The sequence below is a fragment of the Neorhizobium sp. T6_25 genome (assembly GCF_002968555.1).
Lineage (GTDB): Bacteria > Pseudomonadota > Alphaproteobacteria > Rhizobiales > Rhizobiaceae > Neorhizobium.
In genome coordinates, this window is record NZ_PVBL01000001.1 from 1 (window position 1) to 16,906 (window position 16,906).

Consider the following 16,906-nt stretch of genomic DNA (forward strand, 5'->3'; position numbering starts at 1 on the left):
CTCCCCATAAGAGGGACGGCTCCACGCACCCTCCCGCCTACAAGGTCTTGCGCGGCGTCGGATCCAGGTTGAACAACTTCGCTGCATTCAGCCCCAGGATATTCCGCTTCGCCTGCTCGCTGAGGAATGGCAGGTCATAGATCTCCTGCGGCAGATCGAAATCGAAATGCGGCCAGTCGGATGCAAAAAGGAGCTGGCTCTCGGCGTTGATCATCTCCAGCGTCAGCTGCAGCGCCTTCATGTTCACCGTTTCCATCGGCTGGGTCGTGTACCAGCAGTTTTCGCGCATGTATTCGCTTGGCAGTTTCTTGAGCTGCGGCGCTTCCGACGGCCGCATCAGGTACTGGTCGTCGAGACGCTGCATCAGGAAGGGGATCCAGGCGAGTCCGCTTTCCACCCAGATGCTTTTGAGCTTCGGAAACCGCTCCGGAATTCCGTTCAAAATCCAGTTGGTCATGTGCACCATGTTGCACCAGACGAAGCCGAGCGCGTGCATGCCGAGGAACCGGTTGATGGTTGCAAGCGACTGGTCCTGCCAGTGGTAGGCCGCATGGAAGGCGATCGGCAGGTTGCGCTCCTCGAGCATTGCATAGATGCGCATGTAGTCGTTGTGATGCACCGCCTTGTGGCGGACGGACGGAACGCAGAAGCCGATGACGCCCGGCTGGCCCGAAAATTCCTCGATGGTGCGTTCCGCTTCCTTGGGCACGTTGAACGGCAGGTAGGCGAGCGTCTTCAGCCGGTCATCCTTGGAGAGCACCTTGTCGATCAGCCAGCGATTATAGGCGCGGCCGAGATAGACTTCCATTTCCGGCTGCGGATGGAGCCCGAGCGTCAGCATCGGCGTCGGGAACAGCACCATGTAATCAACGCCGAGGGCGCTCATCGCCCGGCGCGAGAGGGTGACGTCGCGATGTACCCCGTCATCGACCTTTTCGCGGATGCCAGCCTGGTGCGGAATACGGCCGCCGACATCCTGATATTTAAGCCCCATGTCGCCGTTCAAACCATAGGAGGCGGTGCCCATCTTCTCGTCGTGGAAGAGCATCGCCTGATGGCGGATGACCGGATCCTCGATATATTGCACCAGTTCGTGCCAGGAAATCGTCTCGGTGTGGTGGGCGTCCACGTCGCAGATCAGCCAGTCCTCGAAACCGCGCTTCCTGGCCGCTTTGTTGGCATGCGCAAGGATATCGCGCGTATCGGTGAAGACGTCGATCTGTTGCACCGGCAATTCGCGGGCGCGATCCTTGTTGGAAATATCCATGTTCGCTCTCCTCAGGCGAAAGAGTGGATTTATGCCTCAGAGTTCATCCGGCCGGCGCCGGTACCAGAGCGCCAGTTCCATCGGCCCGAGATGCAGGGCGCGCAGGATTTCCGAGACCGCGGACAGCGCCTCGGTGGCAGTTACAGTCTCGTCGCGGGTGCCGGTCAGCGGTCGGAACGTGCGTTCCTCCCCGTCGCTCTTGGCGACGTAAAGCCGGATCGCCGCCGTCATCATCCGCGCCACCGCCTCGTCGGAGACGCGCGATGCTTCGCCGTTTTCCAGCAGTTCGGCCGTCGCCTTCTCGATTTCGGCAGTAGCGTCCTCGATCCAGCCATAGGGGTCGTTGCGTAATGTGGGCTCAGAGGACGACATAGATCTGCCCCTCCCGGATCGCCAGTTCGGCGCGGTGCAGGCGGTATTTGGCCGGCCCGGCATTGCGGCCTGTCTCCAGGTTGAATTCCCATCCATGCCATGGACAGGCCACGTGCATGTTCTCTTCATTGTATTGAAGCGTCCGCACCTCCTGCCTTTCATCGACGGGCTCGATGACTTGAGGATAGATGCGGCCCTGACAGATCGGCCCCTGCCGGTGCGGGCACATGTTGTGCCAGGCATGCAGCGCGCCTTTTACCCGAAAAATGCCGATTTCCCGCTCTCCGCAGGCGACGACCTTGCGGCCGCCATCGGCGATCTCATCCTCCGAACAAACCAGATATTCCGCCAAAGCCTCCTCCTTATCCTTCGCGCCTATTTCAACATTATTGAAATCATTCAGTTATATTGTATAAAGATGAATGAGCACGTCAAGCGGAGAGGTTATGGACGCGTCGGCAAAACAGAAAACGCCGGGCAAGGGCCCGGAAACCAAGGGCGCCGGCATCCAGTCGCTCGAAAAGGGACTGAAGGTGCTGACGGCGATCCAGCATGCCGGCCGCGCGCTGCGGTTGAACGATATCGCAGCTGCTGCCGGGATGACGCCGAGCATGGCGCATGGCTATCTGGTCAGCTTGGTGCGCACCGGTTTTGCGGCTCAAGACCGGCTGTCCGGCCTCTACGATCTCGGCGATTCGGCGCTGCAGCTCGGCCTTGCCTCGCTTTCGCGCACCGACTTCCTCAGCCTTGCACGTGCGACGATCTCGCAGCTTGCCGTCGAACTCGGCGAGACGGTGACGCTGGCGGTGTGGAACGGCGATGCACCTGTCGTGGTCGACAAGATCGAGGGCCGTTCCGACAGCGTCTACGAGATCAAGGTCGGATCGCTGGTGCGCCTCTGGCCAACGGCGACCGGTCGGGTCTTCATGGCCAACCTGCCGAACGTCGAATGGGAACACCACCTGCGCGCGATGATGCGCCAAGGCGGCGAAGCGGAGGCCTCGGCCGCACGTTTCATAACCGAACTCACGGATGTCCGCCGCGAAGGTTATGCCGCAACTTTGCCGGCCACGGTGCCGGAATTTTCGGCCGTTGCCGCTCCCGTCTTCGATCACCGGGCGCACCTGAAAGCGGTCATCACCGTGCTCGGCCGCCAGGATGGCTTCGATATTGCGCCTTCGGGCCTGCCGCTGACCGCCACGTTGCGCGCGGCCAGATCCCTGTCGATGCGGCTCGGCGCTTCAGTAAGTTGAGGGTTTCGTGCAACTCGGCTTGTGCGGCTGCATTTTCTCCGCTACCCCGCTCATATAACCGTTTTGAAGAAGGTCGCCGCATCGTGATGGCTGAAGACATGAAGCCCGAAGAAGCAAGCACCAGCGACTGGGTGATGCAGCAGCCCCGGGCAATCTACTTCCTGAACCAGGCAAATCATGCCGTGCGCAGCCGGCTGGAGGCGGCGCTGACGGCGCTGCAGATGACCGGCATCCAATATACGGTGCTGAGCGTGATCGGCAGCCGCGACGGCCTTTCCTCGGCTGAACTGTCGCGCCGTTTCTTCGTGACGCCGCAGACGATGAACGAGCTGATCGGCGGGCTGCAGCGCCGCAATCTCATCACCCGCAAGGAAGATCCGGCCAACCGGCGTATCCTGCGCATGAGCCTGACGACCGAAGGCAAACGGATGATCAAAGCCTGCGATGCAGCCGCCGACGCCGTCGAGCGCGAAGTGTTTTCGTTCCTGCCGCAGGAAAGCTACCAGCAGCTCCGCGACCTTTGTCGCCTCGTCGCCCGCAATCTTCGCGAACGCGACGAACCCGCCAAGGGTGAGTGACAAGGCCTCGGCGCTGGCGAAAGTTCTTCGCCATCACCGCGCGAGCCGTTGGCGCCGATAGTTTACAAAACGTTGATTTGACGGCTGCATAGGGTCGGCTCTTAGATCCCCAAAGCGGCCATGATGACGGTCAGAGGCTCGCGCCCAGCTCGAACTCGGGGCCGCGAGCCTCGTCCGAAAAATCGTCGCAACCCGAAATCACGGCGAGACCCACAGCGGTGCATCGATAGGCTCGATGTCCGCTGCAGGCTGCTCACGCGGCCTTGCATGAAAATCAAAGCGCCCGGCCGACGGCTCGGTCGTTTTCGAGGCGGGCGATGCAGCCGGCAAGCTTTGCCAGCAGAAGATCGAAATCGATCGGCTTGGTCAGATAGTCCGCCGCCCCTGCCCGCAGGCCCGTCAACACATTGTCCTTGTCGGTCAAGGCCGACAGCAGGATGAAGGGGATGTTGAAAAGCTCGGCATGGTTCATCTGGATTTCTGCCAGGAGCTGATGACCGTCCATGACGGGCATCGAAATGTCGCAGATGACGATGTCCGGCCAATACGCCAGGATGGCTTCGAGACCCTCCTGCCCATTGGCCGCCTCCAGAGTTGCAAATCCGGCGTCCGCCAGTTCCTCGACGATGAGTTGGCGGATATCCGCTTCGTCGTCGATACATAGTACGGTAATCATCCTGTTATTCCCTAAGCTGCACGTTTGATGAGATTTGCGAGCGGTCCCTTGTTCGGGAGCGCCACCGTGAATGTCGTTCCCCGGCCGAGTACGCTCTCGACGGAGATCGAACCGCCATGCAGGTCGACGATCTGCTTGACGAGGTTGAGGCCGATGCCCGTGCCGGCGATGCCGGTCGCGCTGCGAGCCCGGTAATAGGGCTGGAAAAGCTTCGGCAGGTCCTCGGCATCCATGCCGATGCCGGCATCCTGGATCGACACATAGGACATGCCGTTCTTCGTCGAGGTGCGGATATGGATGTCCGGCGCCTGTGGCGCATATTTGACGGCATTCGAAAGCAGGTTGGTGAAGACCTGTTCGATCGTTGTGCGGTCGGCAAGGATCGTCTGCGGCAGATGCGAGAGGTCCCGGTGAATCGTGTGGGATTTACCAACATCCATCTGTCGAGCACAGCAGGCTTCGATGATTTCCGCCAGCGAGAGGCGCTCCGGCTTCAGTGTCGTCTTGCCGGTCTCCAGCCGGCCCGCCGACAGGATGCTCTCCATCAGGTCCACCATGCGCAGCACGGCGGAGCGGATCTGGGCCGACTTTTCTTCCACATATTCGGGCTTTTGGTTGGTTTTGGTGCGCGACAGGCGCTGGGCTGCGGCATCGATGATGGCAAGCGGCGTGCGGAACTCATGGGAAGCCATGGTGACGAACTGACGCTGCAGGGCGTTCACATGCCGCTCCTGCGCCAAAAGCCTGTCCAGTTCCTCCCGCTGCCGCTCGATCTGCGCCGTCCGGAGCCTGACGCTCTCTTCGAGCTGGTCACGGTGGCGCATCAGCGCCAGACGACTCTCGGACAGATCGAGAGACGTCTTGCGCAGGCCCCGGCCCAGGAAAATCACCACCCCCATCGCCACGATGATGCCGGCAATGCCGACCGGAGCGATCTGCTCGATGAGCATCAGGCCCGGCCGGATGGGCTGCCATGCCAAATATCCAAGCGTCGGGCCGGAAGTGGCCATCACCGGGATGGCCGCAGTCGTTTCGGCGGCGTCGGTGGTAAAATGCAGCGTTTCGAGCCGCGCGTAACGAGCGATTTTTTCGACCGCGCTGGCATCCAGGAACCTGACGGCAACCGCGATGAACTCCTTGCCGGCCTCGAGAAAGACCTCGTCGCTGCTCGGGACGATCGGTCTTGCGCTGACGACCGCGGGCCGGCCTGCGATCGAGAGGACCTTCTCCGCGAAAATCTCGGCGAGCACCGGGGGATTGGAATCGCTGGGTGTGATCCGTTTGTGAAGCACCGCACGGACATTTTCCCGCACGGCCGCCGCAGCCTTTTCATCGTCGAGGAAGGTCAGGGCCGCAATATCCTCGCCGTCCCGCATGGCGAAGACCAGTTCGTCCCGCGCGTTAAACAGATAGGTGCGGTCATGACTGAAATATTTGTGCATCCATGCGCCGATATTGTCGGCAATCCACGGGTGATCGTCCTTGGCAACAAGCAGGACCGCATCGTTCCACACCGTGACGCTTTCCAGTTCATGCTGTACGGCTTTCACCTGCTCGTCGAGACCCTGTTCGACGTAACCCTTCTGGCGGATCAAGGCGAGATCATCCACCTTCGCCGAGGCAAGCCACATGAAGCCGGCGAGAAGCAGCGCTGTCAGGGCCGTCAGCAAAGTCAGCACGATCGTGACGTGCGATGTGATACGAATGTTCTGCTGCATATGCACCGCTTTCTCTCGGCCCATCATGCATCCAAAACATTACATTCCACTAAATTTTAAATGCCAAGGTTGAACGGAGTATTTTCCATACAGCTGCGGGTATGACATTGAACGGCTATGGTTTTCCTGCCGCGTCGGATCTCTCCCATTCATGGAGACAAACTGCGCCGCTCCCAACTACAACCAGGAAGCCGGGCTTCTCGGCAGCCGACCGTCGGGGTCCGTGATGGTGAGCCTCGGCTGGTGCTTGCCGTTCCAGCGACAGAGGGCGATACAGGTTCCGCCCGGCGACATGAAGGATGGATAGACGACGCCGTCGTGGCCCTCCCGGATCAGCCTCTCTCTGAGGAGATGCGTTGCCGGCAACCTCCCGGCGTCTAGATCATCGCGCCATTCGCAGTGGTGGATCGCCTCGTCGATGCCAAGACCAGTCAGAACCTCGGGGTTGGTCAAGTCCGCGAGCCTCGCGCCCTCGAGCCGGAGCTGGGCAATCAGGGCCGGATGCTGGACGAAACCCTGGTTGTACTCCGCCCAGGCGGTGGAAAGCTCGCGCGCGGCATAGATGGTCGCCGCGCCGACCGGGTTCCAGCGACCGCCGAAACGGGCAGCGCCGTCGCCGGAAAGCGGCGCATGCGCCCAGTGCGGCACATAGGCACGCCAGAGGATTATCGGTTCAGGCATAAACGCCGGAGCGCACCGCCTCCAGATAGGCGAGCACCTTGTCGGCCTTGCCCTCGCCGACGAGGTCGTAAGCCGTCTTGCCGGCCCAGCCGGGGATCGGCTGGTGCTTGAACCAGATCGCCGCGCGGTTCTCGTCGCCGGCCATCTCGCTCGCCATCGCCAGAATGCGAACGACAGGGGAGAGCGCCATATCGACCTTGCGGGCCCCGCTCTTGGCCGTCAGCGTGTTGCGAGCGACACCGATCAGTTTCGCCAGTTCCGCATGCGTCAGGCCGAGAAGGTCGGACACCCGCCGCGCCGACAGAAGCGCGGACTGGGGTTCACGGAAAGCGGCGGCGCCGATTTCAAAAGCATGAGCCATGAGAAAGTCCTGATCCAGTTTTGATCATCTACCGCTCAATATGAGCCCAATCTCCGCGCATTTCAAGCACTGCTAGTCGTCGTCTTCCAGCTCCGGCTCGACGAAATCGTCGACCGGCAGCGTGCGGCTCAGCAGTCCGGCGTCCTCCAGCATTTCCGTATCCGGCAGGTCGCGCAGCGTGTCGAAGCCAAAGGCGGTGAGGAAGGCCGGCGTGGTGATATAGGTATATGGCGCACCGGGCGTCGGACTGCGCGGGCCGGAGGCGAGGAAGCCTAACTGCCGGAGCGTCGCGATCGTATCGCGGCTCACCTCGCGCCCGAAAATCTTCGAAATTTCGGCGCGCGTCACCGGCTGGAAATAACCGACCGTCATCAGCACCAGCGCCTGGTGATCGGTCAGATCTGCCGGCGGAGCGTTGGCGGCGCCGGAAGCATGGATGACATCGGCAAATTCCGGCCGGGTGCGATGCTGCCAGCCGCCGGCGACCGCGACAAGTTCATAAGGCCGGCCGCCGAGTGACTCGCGGATCTCCTCAATGATCGCTTCGATATCGCATTCCTCGCCGACGACGCGCTCCAGCGCTTTCCGTGTGACGGGCTCGGAAGAGGCAAAGATCACCGCCTCCACCCGCGCCGCCCATTGGCGATGCCGCTCCTCCTGCGTCAGGTGGAGAAGTTCCTTGTCGATGACGATCTGCCGCGCCCGCTTCGCCATGTTCAGAGCCCGTAAATGCGGAAGGTGGGGCGGCCGGAAAGCTCGCGCACCGCTTCCAGCTGCTGCAGCCGCTCGAACAGCCGGCGCGACGCAAAACGGGAAAGGTTCGGCGTTTGAAGGGTGCCCGACACGGCGTCATCGGAGAGCAGCAGGCGCAGCCCGTCCTCCGCGCCTTTCGCACGCAGCTTTGGCGTGACGAGGGCAAGCCGCTCGGCGCGTCGGGCAATCTCCGCCGCCAGCCGGCCGGCTTCGGTCGCGGCATGCACCAGAGCCAGGCAGATCGCCCGGTCGAACTCTTTTTCACCAGGCCGGATGCGGCCGCGCCCGCCCTCGGCGCGGAACACCGAAGAAAAGCGCTGGCTCATCAACAGCGGCACCGGCATGGACCAGCGCAGCTTCTGCGCCAGAAGGAGATCGGCGAGCCACCAGCCGAGCGCTTCGGCATCCGGGCGGATCGCGTGCGTCTCGCGGATCATCGCCGCGGCCGCGAACGGCGCGGCTGATCCGCTCAGGCCGAGATCGTCAAAAGCCTGCGCAAGAGTTGCCAGCGGCTCGTCCCATTTGATGCCGAGCATGCCGGCTGTCGCCTGCAGCACCTGGGCATCGAGCACAGCCGAACGCGAGCCAAGCCGCTTCCAGGCCGAAAGGATCTGTCCGGCCGGGCCAGGATCGTCTCCCGGCTTGCGCAACAGCCAGGCATCGCGCAGCCCCGCCTCGTCTTCCGAACGCCCCGCCAGCCGAACGGCCGCTGCCGCGCATTTCAGGGCCAGCCGCTGCCGCCAGGCGCCGGCCCAGTCCGGTTCGGCTCGAACGATCTGGTCGAGCGGATAAACTGCCCCACCCGCCATGAATGCTGCATCCGCGGTGTCCGCGGCAAAGGTCTGGGGACCCGCCCAGCGAGCTGCCGGCATGGGCTGAAGCGGTGCCTTCGGTGATAGGGCCTTGGGAATCATGGGCGCGAGCGTAAATTTTTTGTGCGCTTGTGGCCACCGATCGCAGGGCAATCCGCACCGTCAGCCGGCGGATTTGCACCGATATTTGCAGTTTCCTCTGCGACATCGGAATGAGGCCGGTATCTCACAGGGACAAAGCAGCTCGATCCGCCGCTATCCGTGGAATGCCGCCGTCTCGAAGCCGCTGAAAATCGGCAAACGATGCCTCTGCCACCGTCGATCAATAGGAGTTGAGTTTTGCGGATCGCCAGGCCGCCCTACATAGGGTGCGGCTGGCCAAGGAGGATTCAGTTTGACGTTTCATCGGGTAATTGCATCTCTCGCCGTAGTCCTTGCCCTTTCGGCGCCGGTGCTTTCGGGACCGGCCTGGGCGCAGCAGCCGCGCGGCGGTGACGAGAACCGCGAACGCGGTCGCCAGACGGAGCAGAGCGCCGGCGGCGGCATATTCAGCCTGATCCCGGCCGATTCCACCACCGAACATGTCTTCAAGGCGCCTTCCGGCGATCTCCCCTATACCGCGACGGCCGGCACGCTCGATCTGTTCGGTCAGGACGGCAACCGTTCGGCGAAGATCTTTTACACCGCCTATGTCGCCAAGAACCGGGCACCTTCTGCTTCAGGGGGCAGCCGACCGCTTAGCTTCGCCTTCAACGGCGGCCCAGGCGCCGCCTCCGCCTATCTGCATCTCGGCCTCGTCGGCCCGAAAATCCTGGAATTCGGCGCGACCGGCGACAACGGCACGACGCCCCGGCTGAAGGACAATCCCGAAAGCTGGCTCGCGTTCACCGATCTCGTACTGATCGATCCGATCGGTACCGGCTGGAGCCGCGCCGCCAGCAACGATGTGGCCGGTGCCTATTACGGCGTGCGGCAGGATGCCGACAGCCTGTCCAAGGCGATCGCGCTCTACGTCCAGAAGAACAACCGGCTCGATGCGCCGAAATACCTGCTCGGCGAGAGTTATGGCGGTTTTCGCGCTGCCAAGGTCGCCGTGTCTCTGAAGAACAGTCAGGGGATGCTGGCTTCGGGCATCATCATGCTGTCGCCACTGGTCGAAGGCCGTTTCCTCGCCAATTCCGACGATCCCTTGAGTGCGGCGCTGCAGCTTCCCTCGCTCGCCGCAGCCGAGCTGGAACGCCGCAACCAGTTCACGCCGGAAAAGCTTGCCGATGCCGAGCGTTTCGCGACAGGAGACTATCTCGTCGGACTGGCCGGCCCCTCCCCCACCGGCCAGGAGGCCGAGGCGTTCTACGGTCGGGTGTCCGAACTCACCGGCATTCCAAGGGACGTCGTCGCCCGAACCCGCGGTTTCGTCGGCGATGTCTATGCCAAGCAGATGGGAGGACCAGGAAAGATCGTCAGCCCCTACGACGCATCCTATGGGGTGCCGGATGCCTATCCGGAAGAAGCCTCGACCCGCAACGACGACCCGATCCTCGAAGGTTACACGCGCGCCTATGGCGCCACCTTTGCCGCCTATGCCCGCAACGAGCTCGGCTTTGCAACCGAAATGACCTATTCGCTGCTGAACGAGGAGGTGAACCGCCGCTGGGAGTGGAACGGCAGCCATGGTGGAGATTCGCGCTCGCTCGCTAGCGCCAGCACCGATATCCGCGACCTGCTTTCGGTCATCCCGTCCTTCAAGCTGATGATCGCCCATGGCTACAGCGACGCGCTGACGCCTTACGGCGCCAGCCGCTACGTCATCGACCACCTGCCGCCCGAACTCGCTGCCGGCCGCGCCGAACTCAAGGTCTATCGCGGCGGGCACATGTTCTACACCAAGCCGGATTCGCGTAGGAGTTTTGCCGGTGACGTCAGGGCGTTTTACGAGGCCAGGGCTACGGATTGAGGATTGCTTGATCCATCATTTCAGCTTCACGATCATGGTGATCTGGGGCGTCACCGTGATCTGCGCATTGTCGCGCTGAAGGCGCTGCGAATTGAGGTTGTTGCTGAGATTGCTGATCTTGCAGTCGCTGGCGATCGTCGAGAGCACGAGTTCGCATTGTTTAGCGGCGAGGCTGTAGATCATGCGTTGCGCCGTTTCGATCTGGGATTCAACCGGCGCGCCGTCGTTATAGGGCAGACCGACGCTGATACTCGATTGCAGGTTGATGTAGCCTTCAGCTCGCTGCGGAAGGTTTGGGGGCATATGAGTCGACTGAGACCAGGCTGGGAGCGCCGATGCGAACAGCAGGGCGGCGAGAATGATCGACTTGAGCGATTTGCGCATGAAATAACCCCCGGTTGCGGCTTTTTGGCATGCCGGCAATGAAGGTGACGTTCCCGAAACAGCTCGAATTTTAGCTGACCCTCCGTTCTAGGCCGATGACGGAAAGGTCACCGTGATGTGATGCGACGCGCCTTGCTGGTGTGGGCTGGAAACCGCTACTAGCTCACATACGTTGATTTTTAGAAAGATCTTTCGGTCCATGACCAGCGAATACCAGATGTCGCGGCGCGCCTTCGTGATAGGCTCCGTCTCGATGACCGCGACGCTTGCGGGCTGCGCCACCACCGCTGGACGTGCTCCGGTCCCGGAAATGGCCCGCCGCCCGATCGAGCCCCCGAGCGAAGCGGAGCTGCAGGCCCGATACGCCGCCGTCGAGGACAGCGGCCACTTGTTGCCGGCAATCCCCTACAAGCAGATCGACCCGAAATATTATCGCCAGCGCGTGGTCGATCCGACCGGCGAACTGCCCGGCACGGTGGTCGTCGATACGCCTGGTCGTTTCCTCTACGTGGTCGAACCCGGCGGCACGGCGATGCGCTACGGCGTCGGCATCGGCAAGGACGGTTTTGCCTGGCAGGGCGAAGGCGTCATCCACTGGCGCCAGCCCTGGCCGCGCTGGAAACCGCCGAACGAGATGGTCGCGCGCCAGCCGAGCCTCAAGAAGTTCTCCATCGAGAACGGCGGCATGGATCCGGGTATCAAGAACCCGCTTGGTGCGCGCGCCCTCTACATCTTCCAGAATGGCCAGGATACGCTCTACCGCCTGCATGGCTCGCCGGAATGGGCCTCGATCGGCAAGGCGACGTCGTCGGGCTGCGTGCGTCTGGTCAACCAGGACGTCATGGATCTCTATACGCGCGTCCCCTACCACGCCCGGATCGTCGTGCATCAGGATGTGCTGAAGGCCGTTCCTGCTGTCTGACGCGGCTGCCGCGATGATGTTGTTTCGCCGCGACTGCATGATGTAAGAAGTCCGGCCGCGCATCGCGGGGAAGCGGCGGTAAAAGCGGTCGGAGGCTTAAACTGGATCTGGACGACGAGACGCCGAAATCCGATGCGCCGACGCCGCGTATGCTCTCCTGGGCGCGCAATTCGACGATCTATCGCATAAACCGGCGCATGCACACGGAAAAGCAGCTTTTCGACGCCATAGCGCGCAAGGCACGTGAGAAATTCGAGGATATCGGCGAGGTCGAGGTCCGGGCGCTTGCCGAATTCGCCGTGAAATTCGCCTATGACAACAAGGCGTTGGATGATGCCGCCTTTGCCGAAATGAGCACCCGCTCGGGGATGCGCGGCGGCAGGTCCAGACGGGCCATTGCCCAGAAACTGTCGCAGAAGGGCGTGGCGAGCAGCACCGTGGCGGCCGCGATTGCCGAGGCGGATGATTTCCACGCGGCCCTCATCCTGGCCCGCAAACGCGCCTTCGGGCCGTTCCGCAAGAGCGAACTCGACGAAAAACGCAAGGCCAAGGAGTTTTCCGCCTTCGCCAGGGCAGGTTTCAGCTTCGATATCGGCAAGAAAATCTTCGAGATGTCGCTCGATGAGGCCGAAGAAGCGCTGGATGCAGGCCGCCACCTTTAGGTTTCGGAACGGCCTGCCGTCAGGCTTGCTTAAGCGCCGGGTCGTCAAGCGCCGGATTGTAGAAGAGCGACAACGTCAGGCTTCGCGCGATCCGGTCCGCCGTCGCCATGAACCAGGCTTTCGCCTCCGGGCTCGGAGCAATGTCGTCCAGCGTCGCGGCAAACAGCTCCAGCCATTTCGGGAAAAGTTCGGCCGTCATGTTGGCGACGCCGAGATGCGCCTGGACCGGCTTTCCGCCATAGGCGCCGTTGCGGAAGGCGACGGAGGACCAGAAGCTCTTCATTTTCGCCATGTGCTCCGGCCAGCGTCCGGAAAGCCGCGCGTCGAACACAGGCCCCAGCTCCGGGTGCTCCAGTATGCGGCCGTAAAACGTATCGACCAGCGTGCCGATGAAGGCGCCGTCGATGCCGATCGCCTTCATTTCCGCTTCCGCTCGTTCCCGGATCGCCGCGATATGCGCCGCGCGCCCCTGCAATTCGTCGCTCATCTTAAAACCTTGGGTTCCGCCGCATTTGCGGCCCGTCTTATATAGGCCCTGCGGATGCGGGACCCAAGGCCTGACGCCCGGTTGCGACGATGTGTCAGAGAGCGGTGTGAGGATACTTCGAAGATGTTGAAATTCAGCCGCGCCGCAGCATATCCCTTTTGCCGCGAGAGCGGCTAGAGGTTCATGGGTAGAGACGGGGATCATGCGGAAGCGGGGATTTCTGATCGGCGGGGCTGCGTTGACCCTGTGGGCGACAGCGGGAGGTCGAAGCATGGCGGCATCGAGTGGACCGGTTGATGTCACAGCGCTTGCGGCGCTGCGACCCGGAATGCCGATGTCGGCCGTCGAGAAGGCGATGGGTTCGGCTTGGCGGGCCCCGGCGCCGCATAAGGGCGGCCTGATCGACATTCTCGAAAATACGTATGGCGTCATCGTGCGGATCGATCGCAAGCGACTGATCGGCAGCGTTAATTTCAACTCCCGCTTCGAGCATACGATTGCCGGCGTTCCCATGGGTATTTCGCTTGCCGATCTTCGCGCCACTGTGCCGGATATGCGGATCGGCGAGGAAAGCAAGGTACGGCGCGCCACCCGTTTCGGCAGGAAGCAATTGCCGGAAGGCGAGCTTGCCGCCCGCATCACCTATGACACGGTCTACGAGATCAACATTTCCAATCCCGATGCCGAATATTTGGAGCCGACCGCGCCGCCCTACCCGATCGCAAGCGGCGATCCCGGTGCGCCTTTCTCGGATGTGAACCTGAAGCTGGCAGTGCTCTCCGCCCTTTTGCGTGCCAAGGCGATTGATCTCGGCTCGCCGGAAGAGCTTGCGAGCCATGTGCTGGGCCGCCCGGTCGACCTGGAAAAGGAGGGCTATGAGCGCATTCCGGAAGCGCTGGATTATCTCTCCCGCTATCCTTTGACCGACGAACTCCTGGCTTCCGTCGAATGGATCGAATTCGACGGAGGCGCTGTGATCTACCCCTATGTCTGGTATTTCTGGGGCGGAGAGGAAAATGCGTTCGATATCAAGGACCTGTCAGGTATCCGCTTCTGCCGCAACCTGAAATTCATCTCCGTGATCTCGATGATCGAGACGGTTGATATTCGCGATCTGGCGCCTCTTACGAAACTCGAACGGGTCAGCATCAACGTTCCGTCCGAAAACCTCGAGGCATTGCTCGATCTGCCGTCGCTTAGACAAGCGGGCCGTTTTTCCGGGGCGCCCGCCGGCTGCACGCGGAGTTTTGGAAACGTTGAAGCAGCGCGGCGTGCAGGTGAACTAGTTCTGGGACGGCCACCGACGTCAAACCTGCCTTCGACCAGGTTTCGGGAAAACGGGGAACTCCCTCCCCGTTCAGGGCAGAGAGTAGCTTTGGATCACACGCGTTCCAGAGCCACCGCAATCCCCTGCCCCACCCCGATGCACATCGTGGCGAGCGCGTATCTGCCCTTGCGGAGCGACAGTTCGAGCGCTGCCGTGCCGCAAATGCGGGCGCCGGACATGCCGAGCGGGTGGCCGAGCGCGATCGCGCCGCCGTTCGGGTTGATATGTTCGGCGTCTTCCTGGAGGCCGAGTTCACGCAGGACGGCGATGCCTTGGCTTGCAAAGGCTTCGTTGAGTTCGATCACGTCGAAATCCTTCGGCGAGATGCCGAGACGGGCGCAAAGCTTCTGGGTGGCGGGGGCTGGGCCGATGCCCATGATGCGTGGCGGGACGCCGGCTGTGGCACCGCCCATGATACGGGCGATCGGCGTCAATCCGTACTTCTTCGCCGCCGCTTCCGAAGCGATGATCAGGGCTGCCGCACCGTCGTTGACGCCCGACGCGTTGCCGGCAGTCACCGTCGCGCCCTCGATCTTGTTCAGCACCCTGAGTTTGGCGAGCGCTTCCATGTTGGTCACGCGGGGATGCTCGTCTTTCGAAACGACCACCGGATCGCCCTTCCGCTGCGCGATGGTCACCGAGGTGATTTCCTTGGCGAGGCGGCCGTTCTCCTGAGCCGCCGAGGCCTTTGCCTGGCTGCGGACCGCAAACGCATCCTGGTCCTCACGGGATACCTTGTAGTCGATCGCCACGTTGTCGCCGGTCTCCGGCATGGAATCGACGCCATACTGCTTCTTCATCAGCGGGTTGACGAAACGCCAGCCGATCGTGGTGTCGTAGATCTCGGCATTGCGCGAGAACGCGGTATCGGCCTTCGGCATCACGAAGGGCGCTCTGGACATGCTTTCGACGCCGCCGGCGATCATCAGTTCGGCTTCGCCGGCCTTGATGGCGCGGGCGGCGGTGATGACCGCATCCATGCCCGAACCGCAGAGGCGGTTCATGGTGGTACCACCAACGCTGACCGGCAGGCCGGCAAGCAGCGCCGACATGCGGGCGACGTTGCGGTTGTCTTCGCCGGCCTGGTTGGCGCAGCCGTAGATGACGTCGGCAACCGCTTCCCAATCGACGGACGCGTTGCGTTCCATCAACGCTTTCAGGGGGATGGCGCCGAGGTCGTCGGCGCGAACTGCGGAGAGCGAACCGCCGAAACGGCCGATCGGAGTGCGGATATAATCGCAGATATAGGCTTCGGTCATGGTCTTCTCTCTCACAGTTTCGGCACGACGAGATCGGCGACCGGTCCATCGATATGGAGCCGGGCGCCGGTCATGGCCTGCAGTTCCTCGACTGTCATACCGGCGAGCTTTTCGCGCAGGACGAAATTCTTCTCGACGATGTCGATGACGGCATGGCTCGTATAGACCCGAGTGATACAGGCGACACCGGTCAGCGGAAAGGTGCAAGCTTCAACTAATTTCGGGTCGCCGTTCTTGGTGACGTGTTCGGTGATGACGCAGACCTGCTTGGCGCCGTGCACGAGGTCCATGGCGCCGCCAACGGCCGGCACGCCCTTGGAGCCGACCCGCCAGTTGGCGAGGTCGCCGTTCTGGGCCACCTGGAGCGCGCCCAATATGGCGACGTCGAGATGGCCGCCGCGCACCATGGCAAAGCTGTCGGCATGGTGGAAGAAGGCAGCGCCCGGCTTCAGCGTAACGGCCTTCTTGCCGGCGTTGATCAGGTCCCAATCCTCCTCGCCTTCGGCAGGCGCTTCGCCGAAGTTGAGGATGCCATTTTCGGTGTGGAAGATCGCCTCGCGGCCGGGCGGCTGGTAGCGGGCGACCATTTCCGGAAAACCGATGCCGAGGTTCACATAGGCGCCGTCCTTTATGTCCTGGGCGGCCCGCCAGGCGATCTGGGCGTTGGAAAGCTTGATGTCTTCGCGCGTATCGATGGTCATGCCTGGGCTCCTGGGGCGTAGGCCACTCCGGCTCGGATGAGCTCTTCTTCCTGCTGCGGGTTGGCGACCTCGACGACGCGATCGATGAAGATGCCGGGCGTCACGACGTGCTCGGGATCGATGCCGCTGGGCGGCACGATCTTCGACACCTGCACGATCGTCTTGGCGGCGGCCATGCACATCAGCGGGTTGAAGTTGCGACCGGCCTTGTTGTAGGTGAGGTTGCCCAATGGATCGCCGAGCTGCGCCTTGACGATGGCGAAATCCGCCTTCAGCCAGCGCTCCTGGACATAATGGCGGCCGTCGAACTCGGCGATCACCTTGCCGTTGGCAAGTTCGGTGCCGTAGGCGGTCGGCGTATAGAAGGCCGGGATGCCGGCTCCCCCGGCGCGGATGCGCTCGGCAAGCGTGCCCTGCGGCACGAGTTCGAGCTCGATCTGGCCCGCCAGATAGCGGTCGGTAAAGGCGCGCGGATCCGACGATTTTGGAAACGAGCAGATCATTTTTCTGACCATGCCGGCGTCGATCATCGCCGCAATGCCGATGCGACCGTTGCCGGCGTTGTTGTTGATGACGGTTAAGTCCTTGATACCCTTATCGATCAGAGCGTGGATCAATTCGATCGGCGCGCCAGATCCGCCAAAACCACCGATCATGATGGTCGCGCCATCACCGATCTCGGAGACGGCTTCCGCCGTGCTCCCGATTGTCTTGTCCATGCGGGATATCTCCTTCGCTA

20 protein-coding genes and 1 pseudogene are annotated in these 16,906 nt (G+C 62.3%); 6 read left to right on the forward strand and 15 right to left on the reverse strand.

What is annotated here, in order from left to right; genetic code table 11:
* Positions 1–37: 37 nt before the first annotated feature.
* Genes C5L10_RS00005 through C5L10_RS00015 form a run of 3 tightly spaced genes read right to left on the reverse strand, consistent with a single transcriptional unit; the run spans position 38 to position 1,991 of the window.
* A complete protein-coding gene (locus C5L10_RS00005; RefSeq protein ID WP_105427985.1) occupies positions 38–1,267 on the reverse strand; it encodes an amidohydrolase family protein in 1,230 nt (409 codons plus the stop codon).
* A gap of 36 nt (positions 1,268–1,303) precedes the next feature.
* Positions 1,304–1,639, reverse strand: coding sequence for a hypothetical protein (locus C5L10_RS00010; protein ID WP_037084912.1), 336 nt, complete (start codon positions 1,637–1,639; stop codon positions 1,304–1,306).
* Positions 1,626–1,991 carry a Rieske 2Fe-2S domain-containing protein gene (locus C5L10_RS00015; RefSeq protein ID WP_037084914.1) on the reverse strand — a complete coding sequence of 122 codons (366 nt, stop codon included), beginning with the start codon at positions 1,989–1,991 and terminating at the stop codon, positions 1,626–1,628. Before C5L10_RS00015 ends, C5L10_RS00010 begins: the two co-directional genes overlap by 14 nt.
* Positions 1,992–2,085: 94 nt before the next feature.
* On the opposite strand from C5L10_RS00015, the gene C5L10_RS00020 reads away from it, so the two are divergent.
* Together C5L10_RS00020 and C5L10_RS00025 are read left to right on the forward strand one after the other, a co-directional pair.
* Positions 2,086–2,892 (forward strand): IclR family transcriptional regulator, encoded by an 807-nt coding sequence (locus C5L10_RS00020; RefSeq protein ID WP_172716842.1) that lies wholly within the window; start codon positions 2,086–2,088, stop codon positions 2,890–2,892.
* 86 nt (positions 2,893–2,978) lie between these two features.
* A complete protein-coding gene (locus C5L10_RS00025; RefSeq protein WP_105427987.1) occupies positions 2,979–3,470 on the forward strand; it encodes a MarR family winged helix-turn-helix transcriptional regulator in 492 nt (163 codons plus the stop codon).
* 274 nt (positions 3,471–3,744) lie between these two features.
* On the opposite strand, the gene C5L10_RS00030 is transcribed toward C5L10_RS00025, so the two are convergent.
* The 6 genes from C5L10_RS00030 to C5L10_RS00055 all read right to left on the reverse strand — a co-directional run bounded on the left by C5L10_RS00030 (position 3,745) and on the right by C5L10_RS00055 (position 8,573).
* Positions 3,745–4,146 carry a response regulator transcription factor gene (locus C5L10_RS00030; protein ID WP_037084919.1) on the reverse strand — a complete coding sequence of 134 codons (402 nt, stop codon included), beginning with the start codon at positions 4,144–4,146 and terminating at the stop codon, positions 3,745–3,747.
* A gap of 11 nt (positions 4,147–4,157) precedes the next feature.
* Positions 4,158–5,864: an ATP-binding protein gene (locus C5L10_RS00035; RefSeq protein WP_245447870.1), complete on the reverse strand. Its 1,707-nt coding sequence runs from the start codon at positions 5,862–5,864 to the stop codon at positions 4,158–4,160.
* Positions 5,865–6,041: 177 nt separating this feature from the next.
* Positions 6,042–6,545 (reverse strand): RES family NAD+ phosphorylase, encoded by a 504-nt coding sequence (locus C5L10_RS00040; RefSeq protein WP_105427989.1) that lies wholly within the window; start codon positions 6,543–6,545, stop codon positions 6,042–6,044.
* Positions 6,538–6,906, reverse strand: a complete 369-nt coding sequence (locus tag C5L10_RS00045; RefSeq protein WP_046632432.1) for an antitoxin Xre/MbcA/ParS toxin-binding domain-containing protein — start codon at positions 6,904–6,906, stop codon at positions 6,538–6,540. The genes C5L10_RS00040 and C5L10_RS00045 overlap by 8 nt, the downstream gene beginning before the upstream one ends.
* A gap of 72 nt (positions 6,907–6,978) precedes the next feature.
* A complete protein-coding gene (locus C5L10_RS00050; RefSeq protein ID WP_105427990.1) occupies positions 6,979–7,620 on the reverse strand; it encodes an SMC-Scp complex subunit ScpB in 642 nt (213 codons plus the stop codon).
* Positions 7,621–7,622: 2 nt separating this feature from the next.
* The gene (locus C5L10_RS00055) at positions 7,623–8,573 is read right to left on the reverse strand and encodes a DUF1403 family protein (protein ID WP_105427991.1); all 951 of its coding nucleotides are present in this window, start codon (positions 8,571–8,573) and stop codon (positions 7,623–7,625) included.
* A gap of 292 nt (positions 8,574–8,865) precedes the next feature.
* Here C5L10_RS00055 and C5L10_RS00060 point away from each other — a divergent pair, with 292 nt between their 5' ends.
* Positions 8,866–10,425, forward strand: coding sequence for a S10 family peptidase (locus tag C5L10_RS00060; protein WP_245447872.1), 1,560 nt, complete (start codon positions 8,866–8,868; stop codon positions 10,423–10,425).
* A gap of 15 nt (positions 10,426–10,440) precedes the next feature.
* On the opposite strand, the gene C5L10_RS00065 is transcribed toward C5L10_RS00060, so the two are convergent.
* On the reverse strand, positions 10,441–10,809 hold the full coding sequence (locus tag C5L10_RS00065) for a hypothetical protein (protein ID WP_105427992.1): 369 nt from the start codon (positions 10,807–10,809) through the stop codon (positions 10,441–10,443).
* Between the two features lie 199 nt (positions 10,810–11,008).
* On the opposite strand from C5L10_RS00065, the gene C5L10_RS00070 reads away from it, so the two are divergent.
* Positions 11,009–11,731 carry a L,D-transpeptidase gene (locus tag C5L10_RS00070; RefSeq protein ID WP_105427993.1) on the forward strand — a complete coding sequence of 241 codons (723 nt, stop codon included), beginning with the start codon at positions 11,009–11,011 and terminating at the stop codon, positions 11,729–11,731.
* A 107-nt stretch (positions 11,732–11,838) separates the two neighbouring features.
* The gene (gene recX, locus C5L10_RS00075) at positions 11,839–12,393 is read left to right on the forward strand and encodes a recombination regulator RecX (protein WP_105427994.1); all 555 of its coding nucleotides are present in this window, start codon (positions 11,839–11,841) and stop codon (positions 12,391–12,393) included.
* Positions 12,394–12,412: 19 nt separating this feature from the next.
* Here the strand turns inward: recX and C5L10_RS00080 are convergent, their stop codons facing one another.
* Positions 12,413–12,880, reverse strand: coding sequence for a group III truncated hemoglobin (locus C5L10_RS00080; protein WP_105427995.1), 468 nt, complete (start codon positions 12,878–12,880; stop codon positions 12,413–12,415).
* Positions 12,881–13,061: 181 nt separating this feature from the next.
* The gene (locus tag C5L10_RS33440; RefSeq protein WP_172716843.1) at positions 13,062–13,718 is read right to left on the reverse strand and encodes a hypothetical protein; all 657 of its coding nucleotides are present in this window, start codon (positions 13,716–13,718) and stop codon (positions 13,062–13,064) included.
* Between C5L10_RS33440 and C5L10_RS34850 the strand changes: the two are divergent.
* Positions 13,653–13,931 (forward strand): annotated as a pseudogene (locus C5L10_RS34850) (hypothetical protein); the annotation flags it as partial. The gene C5L10_RS33440 and the pseudogene C5L10_RS34850 overlap by 66 nt on opposite strands.
* Before the next feature lie 329 nt (positions 13,932–14,260).
* On the opposite strand, the gene pcaF reads toward C5L10_RS34850, so the two are convergent.
* From pcaF to C5L10_RS00100, 3 genes are read right to left on the reverse strand one after another with little or no spacing between them, the layout of a single operon-like run.
* Positions 14,261–15,466, reverse strand: coding sequence for a 3-oxoadipyl-CoA thiolase (gene pcaF / locus C5L10_RS00090; RefSeq protein WP_105427996.1), 1,206 nt, complete (start codon positions 15,464–15,466; stop codon positions 14,261–14,263).
* A gap of 11 nt (positions 15,467–15,477) precedes the next feature.
* On the reverse strand, positions 15,478–16,167 hold the full coding sequence (locus tag C5L10_RS00095; RefSeq protein ID WP_105427997.1) for a CoA transferase subunit B: 690 nt from the start codon (positions 16,165–16,167) through the stop codon (positions 15,478–15,480).
* A complete protein-coding gene (locus C5L10_RS00100) occupies positions 16,164–16,886 on the reverse strand; it encodes a 3-oxoacid CoA-transferase subunit A (protein ID WP_105427998.1) in 723 nt (240 codons plus the stop codon). The genes C5L10_RS00095 and C5L10_RS00100 overlap by 4 nt, the downstream gene beginning before the upstream one ends.
* Positions 16,887–16,906: the final 20 nt, after the last annotated feature.

Coding starts and splice junctions, on each gene's coding strand:
- C5L10_RS00080 (WP_105427995.1), bottom strand. CDS start 12,880: ATGAGCGACGAATTGCAGGGGCGCGCGGCGCATATCGCGGCGATCCGG.
- C5L10_RS00045 (WP_046632432.1), bottom strand. CDS start 6,906: ATGGCTCATGCTTTTGAAATCGGCGCCGCCGCTTTCCGTGAACCCCAG.
- C5L10_RS00100 (WP_105427998.1), bottom strand. CDS start 16,886: ATGGACAAGACAATCGGGAGCACGGCGGAAGCCGTCTCCGAGATCGGT.
- C5L10_RS00035 (WP_245447870.1), bottom strand. CDS start 5,864: ATGCAGCAGAACATTCGTATCACATCGCACGTCACGATCGTGCTGACT.
- C5L10_RS00010 (WP_037084912.1), bottom strand. CDS start 1,639: ATGTCGTCCTCTGAGCCCACATTACGCAACGACCCCTATGGCTGGATC.
- C5L10_RS00065 (WP_105427992.1), bottom strand. CDS start 10,809: ATGCGCAAATCGCTCAAGTCGATCATTCTCGCCGCCCTGCTGTTCGCA.
- C5L10_RS00040 (WP_105427989.1), bottom strand. CDS start 6,545: ATGCCTGAACCGATAATCCTCTGGCGTGCCTATGTGCCGCACTGGGCG.
- C5L10_RS00025 (WP_105427987.1), top strand. CDS start 2,979: ATGGCTGAAGACATGAAGCCCGAAGAAGCAAGCACCAGCGACTGGGTG.
- C5L10_RS00005 (WP_105427985.1), bottom strand. CDS start 1,267: ATGGATATTTCCAACAAGGATCGCGCCCGCGAATTGCCGGTGCAACAG.
- C5L10_RS00055 (WP_105427991.1), bottom strand. CDS start 8,573: ATGATTCCCAAGGCCCTATCACCGAAGGCACCGCTTCAGCCCATGCCG.
- C5L10_RS00050 (WP_105427990.1), bottom strand. CDS start 7,620: ATGGCGAAGCGGGCGCGGCAGATCGTCATCGACAAGGAACTTCTCCAC.
- C5L10_RS00070 (WP_105427993.1), top strand. CDS start 11,009: ATGACCAGCGAATACCAGATGTCGCGGCGCGCCTTCGTGATAGGCTCC.
- C5L10_RS00095 (WP_105427997.1), bottom strand. CDS start 16,167: ATGACCATCGATACGCGCGAAGACATCAAGCTTTCCAACGCCCAGATC.
- C5L10_RS00030 (WP_037084919.1), bottom strand. CDS start 4,146: ATGATTACCGTACTATGTATCGACGACGAAGCGGATATCCGCCAACTC.
- pcaF (WP_105427996.1), bottom strand. CDS start 15,466: ATGACCGAAGCCTATATCTGCGATTATATCCGCACTCCGATCGGCCGT.
- C5L10_RS00020 (WP_172716842.1), top strand. CDS start 2,086: ATGGACGCGTCGGCAAAACAGAAAACGCCGGGCAAGGGCCCGGAAACC.
- C5L10_RS33440 (WP_172716843.1), bottom strand. CDS start 13,718: ATGGCTCGCAAGCTCTTCCGGCGAGCCGAGATCAATCGCCTTGGCACG.